Origin of the sequence: Sphingopyxis sp. FD7 (genome assembly GCF_003609835.1) — a bacterium.
GTDB lineage: Bacteria > Pseudomonadota > Alphaproteobacteria > Sphingomonadales > Sphingomonadaceae > Sphingopyxis.
Map to the genome: position 1 here is coordinate 197,728 of NZ_AP017898.1, position 13,309 is coordinate 211,036.

Sequence of the window (13,309 nt, forward strand, 5' to 3'; positions counted from 1 at the left end):
ATATAAAGAAAGCTTTATATGACAGTCCATGAGCGAGCTGATCGACATTTTTCGTGCTCTGGCTGACCCGACCCGCCTGCGAGTCGTGGCGCTGCTCCGCGAGATGGAGCTGGCGATCGGCGAGCTGGCGATCGTGCTCGACCAGAGCCAGCCGCGCGTTTCGCGCCACGTTCGTATCCTTGTCGAAGCCGGGATCGTCGAGCGGCGACGCGAGGGGAGCTGGGTCTTCTTGCGGATCGTCAGCGAAGGGCCCGTTGCCGAAGCGATCGCGCAAGCCGATAAATGGCCTTTTTCGCCGCGCGAGAGGCGCGTGATCGCGCACGATGCGCGGCGGTTGGCGGCGGTGCGCGCCGAGCGCGCGGCGGCAGCCGAACGCTATTTCGCCGAACATGCCGCCGAATGGGACGCGATCCGTTCGCGCCATGTCGCCGAAAGCGAGGTCGAGGCGGCGATGCTGGCGATGATGCACAACCGTCGCCTGGGTCACCTGCTCGACATCGGGACGGGAACCGGGCGGATGGCGGAGATTTTCGCGCCGACTGCGCGCCGCATCACCGCGCTCGACCGCAGTCCCGAGATGCTGCGCATCGCACGCGCCAAGCTCGAACGGCAGTCGGTTCCGGTCGACCTGCTTCAGGGCGACTTTCTGGAATTGCCCGTGGCCGACGCGAGTATCGACAGCATCGTCATCCACCAGGCGCTGCATTTTGCGCACGAGCCCGATCGCGTGATCGCCGAGGCCAGCCGGGTGCTGCGCGGCGGTGGCCATTTGCTGATCGTCGATTTCGCGCCGCATGAGGATGAGGAATTGCGCACCCTCGCCGCGCACGCGCGCCTTGGTTTTTCGGACGCGCAGATCCGCGGCTGGTTTGCTTCGGCGGGCCTGTTGCTCGAAACGACACAGACGCTCGAAGGCGGGAAGCTCGCCGTCAAGCTGTGGCTTGGCCGCCGCCGGAGCGATCAGGATCAACCCCCCGTCAGCGATGGCGGACAAAGTAAAAGGCTCGCCGCATGACCTCGAACCTCGACGCGCTGGCGGAGGCGCGCCGCGCCGCGGCGTCGCCGCTTTTTGCCAATCTGGACGGCGATGTCGGCGTCAGCTTCGAGTTTTTCCCGCCAAAGTCGGCGAAGATGGAGGCGCAGCTGTGGGAAACGTTCCGCACGCTCGAACCGCTTGACCCCAGCTTCGTGTCGGTCACCTATGGCGCTGGGGGATCGACGCGCGAGCGCACCCATGCGACGGTCGCGCGCATCGCAGCGGAAAGCCGCGTGCCGGCCGCGGCGCACCTGACCTGCGTTGAGGCGTCGCGCGCCGAAATCGACGCTGTCGCGCGCGCTTATTGGGATGCGGGCGTGCGCCATATCGTTGCGCTGCGCGGCGACATGCCGGGCGGCGAGCCTTACCGCGCACACCCCAACGGCTATGCCAATGCGGTGGAGCTCGTCGCCGGGTTGAAGGCGATTGCGCCGTTCGACATCTCGGTCGCCGCCTATCCCGAAGTGCATCCCGACGCCGATTGTCCGCAGGCCGACCTCGACAATCTGAAACGCAAGCTCGATGCGGGCGCCAACCGCGCGATCACGCAATTCTTCTTTTCGCCCGACAGCTTTTTGCGGTTTCGCGACAGCGCGGCGGCGGCGGGGATCGACGCGCCGATCATCCCCGGCATCCTGCCCGTCTCGAACGTGTCGCAAACGCGGCGGATGGCCGACATGTGCGGCACCGCGATCCCGGCGTGGATGGTGTCGCTGTTCGACGGGCTCGACGACCATCCCGCGGCACGGCAGCTCGTTGCGGCGACGATCGCCGCCGAAATGTGCCGCCGCCTCTATGCGGGCGGCGTGCGCGACTTCCATTTCTACACTCTCAACCGCGCCGAGCTCAGCTATGCCATCTGCCACTTGCTGGGGCTGCGGCCGGTATCGACCCGGAAGGATCAGGCAGCATGACCAGCGCAAGAGAAGCTCTCGCCGCCGCCGCAAAGGAACGCATCCTGCTCACCGACGGCGGTTGGGGCACGCAGATCCAGACCCGCAAGCTGGACGAGAGCGATTATGCCGGATCGCTGGGCCTCGGCCATGACCAGAAGGGTAACAACGACATCCTCGCGCTGACGCGGCAGGATGTGGTCACCGCGATCGGCGAGGCCTATCTCGCGGCGGGGTCCGACATCGTATCGACCAACACTTTCAGCGCCAATCGCATCAGCCAGGCCGACTATGGCGCCGAGGCGCTGGTCGCCGACATCAACCACGAAAGCGCGCGACTGGGGCGCGAGGCCGCCGACAGGTTTGCGGCGCTCGACGGCCGCCGTCGCTTCGTTGCCGGCGCCGTGGGGCCGACGAACAAGACGCTGTCGCTGTCGCCCGACGTCAATAATCCGGGCTTTCGCGAGATTGACTTCGACGAATTGAAGGACGTCTATCTGGAACAGGTGGTCGCGCTTGCCCAGGGCGGTGCCGATTTCATCCTGATCGAAACAATCTTCGACACGCTCAATGCCAAGGCCGGCATCGCCGCGACGCTCGAAGCCGAAGCGAAGGTCGGGCGCGAACTGCCGTTGATGATTTCGATGACGCTGACCGACCTCAGCGGCCGCAATCTGTCGGGGCATACGGTCGAGGCTTTCTGGTATGCCGTCCGTCACGCGAAGCCGTTGACGATCGGCCTCAACTGTTCGTTCGGCGCGGCGCAGCTGCGCCCGCATGTGAAGGTCTTGTCCGATCTCGCCGACGCGCTTGTGATGGTCTATCCTAACGCGGGCCTCCCCAACGAACTCGGCGAATATGACGAGCTGCCCGAAACGACCGCGGGCCTGGTGCGCGAATGGGCCGAGCGCGGGCAGGTGAACATTCTCGGTGGCTGTTGCGGTTCGACGCCTGAGCATATTGCGGCGATGGCAAGGGCGATCGAGGGATTGGCGCCGCGACAGCTTCCCGACGTGCCGGTGCGCACGCGCCTCGCGGGGCTGGAGCCATTCACCATGGCGGCTTGATTGATCCTCCCCGCTCGCGGGGAGGTGGCAGCGCGCAGCGCTGACGGAGGGGGTTCTCGGTCAGCAGCCAAGGCTTTTTCACGAGAGCCCCCTCCACCACTGCTTTGCGGCGGTCCCCCTCCCCACAAGCGGGGAGGATCAGGAAGATAAATGACCGAAACCAACGCCTCCTCCACCTTCGTCAATATCGGCGAACGCACCAATGTCACGGGCTCGGCCGCGTTCAAGAGGCTCGTCCTCGCGGGCGATTATGCCGCGGCGGTCGAGGTCGCGCGCCAGCAGGTCGAAAATGGCGCGCAGGTGATCGACGTCAACATGGACGAAGGGCTGCTCGACGCCGAACATGCGATGACGACCTTTTTGAAGCTCATCGCCGCCGAGCCGGACATCGCGCGCGTGCCGGTGATGATCGACAGCTCGAAATGGAGCGTGATCGAGGCGGGCCTCAAATGCGTTCCGGGCAAGCCGATCGTCAATTCGATCAGCATGAAGGAAGGCGAGGCGCAGTTCCTCGATCATGCGAAGAAGTGCATGGCCTATGGCGCCGCGGTCGTCGTGATGGCGTTCGACGAGGTCGGACAGGCCGATACCAAAGACCGCAAGGTCGAGATTTGCGAGCGCGCCTACAAGCTGCTCATGTCCATCGGTTTCCCGCCCGAGGACATCATCTTCGACCCCAATATCTTCGCGGTCGCGACGGGGATCGAAGAGCATGACAATTATGCGGTCGATTTCATCGAAGCGGTAAAGGAAATCCGCGTCCGCTGTCCGCACGCGCATTTTTCGGGCGGCCTGTCCAATCTGTCGTTCAGCTTTCGCGGCAACGAGACGGTGCGCCGCGCGATGCACAGCGTCTTTCTTTATCACGCCATCCCGGCGGGACTCGACATGGCGATCGTCAACGCGGGGCAGCTCGACGTCTATGACACCATCGACCCCGAATTGCGGAACGCCTGCGAGGATGTCATCCTCAATCGCAAGGTCGAGGGAGAGGCCGAAAGCCCGACCGAACGGCTGATCGCGCTCGCCGAACGCTATAAGGGAACGAATGCCGCGCAGGAAAAGGCGGCCGAGGAATGGCGCGGCTGGCCGGTCGCCAAGCGCCTCGAACATGCGCTGGTCAAGGGGATTGACGCGCATATCGTCGAGGACACCGAAGAGATGCGCCTCGCCATGGACCGCCCGATCGACGTGATCGAAGGGCCGCTCATGGACGGGATGAACGTCGTCGGCGACCTGTTCGGGTCAGGCAAGATGTTCCTGCCGCAGGTGGTCAAATCGGCGCGCGTGATGAAAAAGGCGGTCGCGCACCTGCTGCCCTTTATCGAGGCGGCGAAGGAGCCGGGCGCGAAGGGCAAGGGCAAGGTCGTGATGGCGACCGTCAAGGGCGACGTCCACGACATCGGCAAGAATATCGTCGGCGTCGTGCTCCAGTGCAACGGCTTCGAGATCGTCGACCTGGGCGTGATGGTGCCGTGGACCAGGATATTGGAGGCGGCGAACGAGAATGACGCCGACATGATCGGCCTCAGCGGCCTCATCACCCCTTCGCTCGACGAGATGGTGACGGTGGCCGAGGAAATGCAGCGCGCGGGAATGACGATGCCGCTGCTGATCGGCGGCGCGACGACCTCGAAAGTCCACACCGCGCTGCGCATCGACCCTGCCTATGAGGGGCCGGTGCTCCACGTCCTCGACGCGAGCCGCGCGGTCGGGGTCGCGACCGCGCTGGTCAGCGACACGGGCCGCGATGACTATGTGAAAGGGTATAAGGACGATTATGCCCATGTCCGCGACGTGCGCGCGGGCAAGGGGCAAAGCGTCCTCCACACGATCGAGGAAGCGCGCGCCAATTATTACGACGCCTATTTGAGCGACAAGCCCGCGCCGCCGCTTGAGCCCGGCTTGCACCGCTTCGACGACTGGTCGCTTGAAGATCTCCGCGACTATATCGACTGGACGCCCTTTTTCCGCGCCTGGGAATTGCACGGCACCTGGCCGTCGATCCTCGACGACGAGGTGGTCGGCGAAACCGCCCAGGCGCTCAAGGTCGATGCCGATGCGATGCTCGACCGCATCATTGGCGAAAAATGGCTGACCGCGCGCGGCGTCTGCGCCCTTTGGCCGTGCGCGCGGCACGGCGACGATGTCGTCATCCACCTCGCCGAGGAGGAGCGTCATGTCACGCTCCCCTTCCTGCGCCAACAGATCAAGAAAAGCCGCGACCGCGCGAATATGTGTCTCGCCGATTTCATCGACCCGGCGGGAGACTGGATCGGCGGCTTTGCGGTCGGCATCCACGGGATCGAGCCGCATTCGGAGCGGTTCCGTGCTGACAAGGATGATTATTCGGACATTTTGCTGAAAGCACTCGCCGACCGTTTCGCCGAAGCCTTTGCCGAGCGGCTGCACCAGCATGTCCGCACGACGCTGTGGGGCTATGCGCCGGGGGAGCAGCTGACCAACGAGGCGCTGATCAGGGAGGAATATCGCGGCATCCGTCCGGCGCCGGGCTATCCGGCCTGTCCCGATCACAGTTTGAAACCGATCCTGTTCGACCTGCTTGACGCCGGCGAGAATGCCGGGCTGGTACTGACCGAAAGTTTTGCGATGCTGCCGACCGCGGCGGTCAGCGGCTTTTATTTCGGCCATCCCGAAAGCCAGTATTTCGGCGTCGCGCGGATCGGCAGCGACCAGCTCGAGGATTATGCGCGGCGGCGCGGGGTCAACCTGGAGACTGCGAGGCGCTGGTTGCGGCCGAATCTGGATTAAATATATCTCGTCACCCTGAACTTGTTTCAGGGTCCATGGCCCGACCTGTCCTTAGCCGCCGCGCTTGTTGATAGCGCAGGCCATGAATGCTGAAACGAGTTCAGCATGACGAAGGTTTTAATGTTCGCCCGACCTCCTGTCCGACAACAGGACACGCTAGGGATTAACCAGCTTCGCCAACGACTACCGCCGCATAAACCGCTATAGCCCGCCCATGCTCAAGTCGCTCCTTCGTCGGCCCTTGCTGCCGCTGCTCGCCCTGCCGCTGCTCCTTGCGCCTGCACCGCTGCCCGCACAGACCGGCGGCGCGCCCTACAACATCGACGGTCGGGGTTTTTCGCGATTGCAGGATGCGGTCGATGCGATCGGCGAGGGTGAGGGGACGATAAGCATCGCACCCGGCTATCATCGCGACTGCGCCGTCCAGACGGCAGGGCGGATCGCCTTCGTCGCCGTCGAACCAGGCCGCGCGATTTTCGACGGCGTGACGTGCGAGGGCAAGGCGGCGCTGGTGCTGCGCGGCGCGGGCGCGCGTGTCGATGGTCTCGTGTTCCAGAATATGCGCGTTCCCGACGGCAATGGCGCGGGGATCCGGCTCGAACGGAGTGACCTTGATGTCGCGAACAGCCTGTTCCGCAACAGCGAGGAAGGCATATTGACTGCCGACGACGCGGACGCCGCGCTGACCATCGACCGTTCGACCTTTTCGCGGCTCGGCCGCTGCGACCGCGGTTTGAGCTGCGCGCACAGCGTCTACACCGGCATCTATGGCCGCGTGACCGTCACCCGCACACGGTTTGAAAAGGGCAGCGGCGGCCATTATCTGAAGACGCGTGCGATCGCGGTCGACGTCAGCGACAACAGCTTCGACGATACGCAGGGAACCGGCACCAACTATATGATCGACCTGCCGTCGGGGTCGGTGGGACGGATCGCAAACAATCTGTTCGTGCAGGGGCGCGACAAGGAAAATTATTCGGCCTTCATCGCGGTCGCCGCCGAAGAACGAAAGAATCCCTCACGCGGCCTTGTCATCGAAGCCAATCGGGCGAGCCTCCCCGCGGGGTTGGGCCGCCGATCGGTGTTTGTCGCCGACTGGAGCGGCGAGGCGCTGGCGATCGGCGCGAACGAGCTGGGCGCGGGGCTGACGCGCTTCGAGAAAAGATAACGCGCGCTCTCGACACGAACGGAATAGAGGTAGCTTCTAAGCTTCCCCGCGCGTTTCGATCAGCGACGCCGCCAGCGCCTCAGCGGGGGTCTTGCCGCCCCACAGCACGAACTGGAACACCGGATAAAAGCGCTCGCATTCGTCGATCGCGCTTTCGACGAGCGTTTCGGTGAGGTCGAGCGGCAGCGCGGCGTCGGCGCCGAGCAGCATTCCGTGGCGATAAAGGATCGTGCCGCTGTTCGACCACAGCTCGAAATGGCCGAGCCACAGCTGCTCGTTGATCATCGCCAGCGCCTCGTGCGCGACGGCGCGCTTGTCCTCGACGACGCGAATGTCGGGAAAGGCGAGAAGCTGGATCACGCCGTCGTCGGCGCGCCACACCGCGCGCAGTTCATAGGTCGTCCAGCTGCCCTGCGCGGTCGCGACGATCTCATCCTCGCCCACCATCTCATGCGGCCAGTCGTGCGCCGCGAAATAGGAGGCGAGCATGTCCATCGGCGCCGCGTCCTGGCCGTCGTCGTCTTCGTAAATATCGTCACTCATGGCGCCGCCCTAGCTGTTCTGGGGCAAGGTTGCGAGTCTGCAAGTCACCACCAGGCGTCATCCCGGCCAAGGTCGGGATCTCGACGGTGCTGCCGAACGCGAGGTCGAGACCCCGGCCTTCGCCGGGGTGACGATTATTTTTTCGGGGCGGCCCTGGGTTTCGCGGGAGGCTTGGGAGCGGGTTTCGCGGCCGCAGGCTTCGCCGCGGTCTTTGCCGCCACCGGCTTCGCCGCGGCTTCCAGCTTGTCGAGCCGGGCCTTCAGCGCTTCGGCTTCGGCGCGCGCGGTCGCCGCCATCTGTTTAACTGCCTCGAACTCTTCGCGGCCGACGAAATCCATGCGCCCGACAAACTCCTTGGCGCGCTCGCGCATCGCGGCCTCGGCCTCGCGCCCGGCGCCCGCCACCGTTCCGGCAATGCCGTTCACCATCTTGGCGAGGTCGTCGAAAAAGCGGTTTTCGCTCTGCATGTCTGATATTCCTTCATCGGGGACAGACCCCAGTTGTCCCTTGCGCCTTCAACCTATCTGGGTGCTGGCGGCGGCGGGGACAAGGGTTTCGGCGTCGGGATTGCGCTGGTCGATCTGGAAATTGAGGATCGCGGCAAAGCTGAGCCAGGCCATATAGGGGACGAGCAGCCATGCCGCGGCCTTGCGGATCGGCGCAAAGGCAAAGGCAGTCGCGATGGTGACCATCAGGATGAAGATGATGAGGTAGAGCGCCTTCGTTACTTCATGCTGGCCGAAGAAGAGCGGCGACCAGGCGAAATTGGCGATCAGCTGGACGAAGAAGAGCAGCAGCGCGAAGCCGCGCCCTTTTGCGCCGCGCGCGTGCAGGATCATCGCGAGCGAAAGGCCGAGCAGGATGTAGAGGATCGGCCAGACGGCCGCGAACACCCAGCCCGGCGGCGTGATCGCCGGCAGGTCGAGCGCCGCGAACCAGCGATTGTCATAGCCGCTGTTCGCAAGGATGCCCATCAGGCTGCCGATCAGTACGATGGCGGGCACGGTGACCAGCGCCCAGCGGAGGTAGGACATGCGAAGCTGGCCCGGCGTTGCGATTTCGGTCATGTCGGCATTATCCCCCACCCGCGAATCCGTTGCATTTGTGTCGCGATCGTGTGGCGCATCGTCAAGTCGTTCGCCTGGTCGCAGCGATCAGAAACTCGACATTGCCTTCGGGTCCGGTGATCGGGCTTTCGACAAGGTCGGCGACGTCCCAGCCTTCACCAGTCAACCAGTCCTGCACTTCGGCGCAGACGCGCGCATGGACGGCCGCGTCGCGCACGACGCCCTTCTTGCCGACCTCGTGGCGCGCGGCCTCGAACTGCGGCTTGATCAGCGCGACGAGACGCGCGCCGGGCGGCGCGAAAGACATCGGCACCGGCAGCACCTTCGCCAGCGCGATGAAGCTCGCGTCGCAGACGATCAGGTCGACGGGTTCGGGGATATGGTCGGCGGTCAGGATGCGCGCGCTCGTCTGCTCGTGGACGATCACGCGATCATCCTGTCGCAGTTTCCATGCGAGCTGGTTGGTCCCCGAATCCACGGCGTAAACCCGCGCAGCGCCGCGGCTCAGCAGCACGTCGGTGAAGCCGCCGGTCGATGAGCCGACGTCGATCGCGACCATGCCGCCCACGTCCCAACCCAGATGGGTGAGCGCATGGTCGAGCTTGATCCCGCCGCGCGACACCCACGGATGGTCGCGGCCCTTGACGCTCACCTCGGCGTCGGCGGCGATCTGCTGTCCAGCCTTGTCGATCTTTCGGTCGCCGATGAACGCCCGTCCCGCGAGGATCAGCGCCTGCGCGCGCGTCCGGCTTTCGGCAAGCCCGCGGTCGACGAGCAACTGATCGGCGCGCTGCTTGGCCATCACATTTCCCCCGTCATTGCGAGGAGCCGAAGGCGACGCGGCAATCTCCAGCTATCGTTGGCCCAAGCCGATAGCTGGAGATCGCTTCGCTCCGCTCGCAATGACGAACCTGATATCATTTCTTTTCGGCTATTTCGGTGAGCATCCCCGGCGTCAATATCTGCGGCAATATCTCGGGTTTGTCAGAGCCGGGCGCATACCAGAGGTAAAGCGGCACGCTGTTGCGGCCATGTTCGGCGAGCGTGCGCGTGATGACAGGATCGCCGTTCGTCCAGTCGCCGACCAGCGTGACGACGCCCGCCCTGACAAATGCCTTCTGCACCGCCTCGCGATTGATCGCGCCCGCCTCGTTCGCCTTGCACGACAGGCACCAGTCGGCGGTGAAATAGACGAAGACGGGCTTGCCCGTGGCGCGCGCCCTCGCGAGCACTTCGGGAGAGAAAGTCGAGCCGGCGCCCTCGGCGGTCCGTTCGGCCTTCGCGACTTCGGCGACGGTCGCGCCGAGGCTGACGGTGAAGAGAAGGCCGGAGGCGACCAGCAGCCATGATCGCCGGTCGCCGCGCTGGACCGCACCATAGTGGATGAGCAGCACGAGCGCCATGGCGACGGCCACGGCGGGCCACACAAGCTGCTCGCCGCCGCCGAGCTGGCGCCATAAAAGCCAGATCAGCGCGAATGCAGTCAGTCCCATCGGCAGCGCCATCCAGCGCCGAAACCTGCTCATCCACGGCCCCGGCTTCGGCAACCGATTTCGGAGCGCGGGGGCAAAGCCGATCGCAAGGAAAGGCAGGGCCAGCCCCAGCCCCAGGCCCCCAAAGATCGGCAGCGCCGCCCAGGCGGGCAGCGCCAGCGTCGCGCCGAGCGCCGCGCCGAGCAGCGGCCCGCTGCACGGCGTCGCGACGAAGGCGGCGAGCGCGCCGGTCCAGAAGCCGCCCGCCGCGCCGCCCCGATCCGCGAGCGCCTGTCCGCCGCCGATCGAGGGCAATTCATAAAATCCCAGCAGGTTGAGCGTGATCGCGAGCGCAAGGATCAGCAGCGCGAGCACGCTGACCGGATGCTGGAGCTGGAACGCCCAGCCGACCTGCTCGCCCGCCGCGCGCAATGCGAGCAAAGCGCCGCCGAGCAGCAGGGCGGTGACGACGGCACCCGCGGTATAGGCCAGCGCCTCGATCCTGGCCGTTTGCGCGGCGCCGCCCGACCGCGCGAGGCTCAGCGCCTTCAGGCTCAGGATCGGAAAGACGCAGGGCATGAGATTGAGAATCAGCCCGCCCAGAATCGCGCCGCCGAGCGCGGTCCAGAACAGGCGCATGTCGATACCCACGCTGCGGGTCGCGATCACATCCCCGGCGGGGGGCACGGCGCCCGGCGCAAGCGTCAGCGACAGGCCGCGCCCGTCGCCGGTCCTCAGCAGCGCCGCCACCGGCCCCTCGCGCGTCCCCTTGGCGCGCGCCTCGACGATGATGCGGTCGCCATTGCGGCTGATGCGCTGCGGCGCGGCATAGTCGATCACATCCTGCGTCTCGACGAACAGGTGCGGCTTTTCGATCGCCACGCTGGCGGGTAGGGGGATCGCGAAACGGACATGGTCGCCGCGCCGTTCCCATCTGCCCTGCCGGTCGAGCGGCTGGGGCAGGAGCGCCCGCCAGGCGTCGAAGCGCGCGCGCGTTTCGGCGGAAATCCTTCCGTCGCCCGCTTTCAAACCGACCGAGATCACCGCCTTTTCGGGGACGCACACCTTGTCGGTGCAGGCGAGCCAGTTGGCGACCCCCGACAGGGTGAGATCGGTTCCCGGCGCGACCGAGCGGTCGACGCTGAGTTCGGCGAGCAAGGCATAGGGATGTTCATAGACATGGTTCATCATGCCAAAGAGGATCAGCGCGTCGGGGACGGGATAACGAAAGGGCGCGATGGTCACACCGTCGGGCAGGTTCCAGTCAACCGTCAGCCCGAAGCCCGCGTCGCCGCCATTGACCCAATAGCCGTGCCACGGCTTTTCGGGTGTCATCGTCAGCGCGAGCGTCGTCATGCCGCCGGGCGCGGGCGCTGCCGATTCGGCGACCAGCCGCGGCGTGATGTTCGTCGCCTGCGCGTACGCGGGACCGGTGGCCAGCCACAGCGCGGCAAGCAAGGCGGCGAGCGCCCATCCGATGCGTGTCACAAAAGCCTCACTCGCCAATTTCATGCTCCGTCCGCGGCCGTTCGCTTTCCGAAGGCTTGCCATATAGGCGGCTTTCGTCGAGAGGACAGCCCGCGCTGACACCCACCCGACGGAGATACCGCCCGTGAAGCTCAAATATCCGATCGCCGCCCTGATGGGCGCGCTGTGCCTCGCCGGCGCCGGACCCGCGGCCGCGCAGGAGGCTCCGTCGGCCGCAGCCACCGCGACCGCCGCGACCTCGGCGCCCAAGCTGCTCGTCGTGATCGCGGTCGACCAGTTTTCGGCCGACCTCTTCGCCGAATATCGCGGCCGCTTCCAGGGCGGCCTGGCGCGGCTCGCGTCGGGCGTCGTCTTTCCTTCGGCCTATCAGGCGCATGGCGCGACGGAGACCTGCCCCGGCCATTCGACGATCCTGACCGGCAGCCACCCCGCGCGTACCGGCGTGGTCGCGAACAATTATTTCGACCTGTCGGTCGCGCGCGCCGACAAGCGCATCTATTGCGCCGAGGATGAGACGGTGCCGGGCACGAGCTCGGGCGGCGGCCAATATGCGCCGTCGGTGAAGCATCTGCTCGTCCCGACGCTGGGCGACCTGATGAAGGCGCGCGACCCGCAGGCGCAGGTCGTGTCGGTCGCCGGCAAGGACCGGGCCGCGATCATGATGGGCGGGCACCGCGCCGACGAGACGCTGTGGCTCGCGCCCACCGGCCTCACCAGCTATCGCGGGACCGCGCTGTCGCCGACCGCCCAGCGTGCGGGCACGGCGATCGCCGCGGCGATCAACCAGCCGCGCGGGCCGCTCACGCTGCCCGCCGAATGCGCGGCGCAGGACATCGCCATTCCGCTCGCCAATGGCGCCTCGGTCGGCACGGGGCGCATGGCGCGCGACGCCGGCGACTTCCGCCGCTTCATGGCGTCGCCCGAAGCCGACGGCGCGGTGCTCGCGGCCGCCGCGGCACTGCGCCAGGCGCGCCGGATGGGCGAGGGGAGCGGCACCGATCTGCTGATTGTCGGCCTGTCGGCGACTGATTATGTTGGTCACGGGACGGGCACCGAGGGCAGCGAGATGTGCCTGCAACTCGCGGGGCTCGACCGCGAGCTGGGCGACTTCTTCGCGCGCCTCGACGCGGCGGGAATCGACTATGCCGTCGCGCTGACCGCCGATCATGGCGGCCACGACCTGCCCGAACGCAACCGCCAGAATGCCTGGCCCGACGCGCAGCGCGTCGACAAGGCGCTCGACCCCGAAGCGCTCGGCCAGGAGGTCGCCCGAAAGCTCGGCCTGTCGCAGCCTTTGCTTTATGGCGAGGGCGGGGATTATTATCTGTCGAAGGCGCTGACCCAGGCGCAGCGCAAGGCGGCGCTAGCCGAAATCCTGCCGCGCCTGCGCGCGCATCCGCAGGTCGAGCTGGTCGCGACGCGCGAGGAACTCGCGGCGCATCCCATCGCGAGGCGCGCCCCGGATATGTGGAGCGTGATGGATCGGCTGCGCGCCTCATTTCACCCCGATCGTTCGGGCGACTTCATCATCGCGCTGAAGGCCCGCGTCACCCCGATTGCCGAACCGGGTATCGGCTATGTCGCGACGCACGGGTCGGTGTGGGATTACGACCGCCGCGTGCCGATGATCTTCTGGCGCAAGGGGCTTGCCGGTTTTGAACAGCCCAATGCCGTGATGACCGTCGACATTCTGCCGACGCTCGCGGCGCTGATCGGCCTGCCGGTCGATATGGGCACCATCGATGGCCGCTGCCTCGACCTGATTTCGGGTCCGGGCAGCAGTTGCCAAAAGTGAAGAGAATA

At 66.0% G+C, this 13,309-nt stretch carries 11 protein-coding genes; 6 read left to right on the forward strand and 5 right to left on the reverse strand.

What is annotated here, in order from left to right; genetic code table 11:
- Positions 1-28 precede the first annotated feature (28 nt).
- The 5 genes from SPYCA_RS00935 to SPYCA_RS00955 all read left to right on the forward strand — a co-directional run bounded on the left by SPYCA_RS00935 (position 29) and on the right by SPYCA_RS00955 (position 6,936).
- Complete coding sequence (locus SPYCA_RS00935; RefSeq protein ID WP_120218603.1) at positions 29-1,015, forward strand: ArsR/SmtB family transcription factor; 987 nt, start codon at positions 29-31, stop codon at positions 1,013-1,015.
- Positions 1,012-1,950 (forward strand): methylenetetrahydrofolate reductase, encoded by a 939-nt coding sequence (metF, locus tag SPYCA_RS00940; RefSeq protein WP_120218604.1) that lies wholly within the window; start codon positions 1,012-1,014, stop codon positions 1,948-1,950. Before SPYCA_RS00935 ends, metF begins: the two co-directional genes overlap by 4 nt.
- Positions 1,947-2,996 carry a homocysteine S-methyltransferase family protein gene (locus tag SPYCA_RS00945; protein WP_120218605.1) on the forward strand — a complete coding sequence of 350 codons (1,050 nt, stop codon included), beginning with the start codon at positions 1,947-1,949 and terminating at the stop codon, positions 2,994-2,996. The genes metF and SPYCA_RS00945 overlap by 4 nt, the downstream gene beginning before the upstream one ends.
- Positions 2,997-3,146: 150 nt before the next feature.
- Complete coding sequence (gene metH / locus SPYCA_RS00950; protein WP_120218606.1) at positions 3,147-5,768, forward strand: methionine synthase; 2,622 nt, start codon at positions 3,147-3,149, stop codon at positions 5,766-5,768.
- A gap of 214 nt (positions 5,769-5,982) precedes the next feature.
- Positions 5,983-6,936 (forward strand): right-handed parallel beta-helix repeat-containing protein, encoded by a 954-nt coding sequence (locus SPYCA_RS00955; RefSeq protein WP_120218607.1) that lies wholly within the window; start codon positions 5,983-5,985, stop codon positions 6,934-6,936.
- 36 nt (positions 6,937-6,972) lie between these two features.
- On the opposite strand, the gene SPYCA_RS00960 is transcribed toward SPYCA_RS00955, so the two are convergent.
- The 5 genes from SPYCA_RS00960 to SPYCA_RS00980 form a co-directional block, all read right to left on the reverse strand.
- Complete coding sequence (locus SPYCA_RS00960) at positions 6,973-7,479, reverse strand: YbjN domain-containing protein (protein WP_120218608.1); 507 nt, start codon at positions 7,477-7,479, stop codon at positions 6,973-6,975.
- Between the two features lie 134 nt (positions 7,480-7,613).
- Positions 7,614-7,946: an accessory factor UbiK family protein gene (locus SPYCA_RS00965; RefSeq protein WP_120218609.1), complete on the reverse strand. Its 333-nt coding sequence runs from the start codon at positions 7,944-7,946 to the stop codon at positions 7,614-7,616.
- Between the two features lie 48 nt (positions 7,947-7,994).
- The gene (locus SPYCA_RS00970) at positions 7,995-8,546 is read right to left on the reverse strand and encodes a TspO/MBR family protein (RefSeq protein WP_120218610.1); all 552 of its coding nucleotides are present in this window, start codon (positions 8,544-8,546) and stop codon (positions 7,995-7,997) included.
- Positions 8,547-8,607: 61 nt separating this feature from the next.
- The gene (locus SPYCA_RS00975) at positions 8,608-9,348 is read right to left on the reverse strand and encodes a TlyA family RNA methyltransferase (RefSeq protein WP_120218611.1); all 741 of its coding nucleotides are present in this window, start codon (positions 9,346-9,348) and stop codon (positions 8,608-8,610) included.
- Between the two features lie 115 nt (positions 9,349-9,463).
- A complete protein-coding gene (locus SPYCA_RS00980; RefSeq protein WP_172594946.1) occupies positions 9,464-11,530 on the reverse strand; it encodes a thioredoxin family protein in 2,067 nt (688 codons plus the stop codon).
- A 130-nt stretch (positions 11,531-11,660) separates the two neighbouring features.
- Here SPYCA_RS00980 and SPYCA_RS00985 point away from each other — a divergent pair, with 130 nt between their 5' ends.
- Positions 11,661-13,301, forward strand: a complete 1,641-nt coding sequence (locus SPYCA_RS00985; RefSeq protein ID WP_120222079.1) for an alkaline phosphatase family protein — start codon at positions 11,661-11,663, stop codon at positions 13,299-13,301.
- Positions 13,302-13,309: the final 8 nt, after the last annotated feature.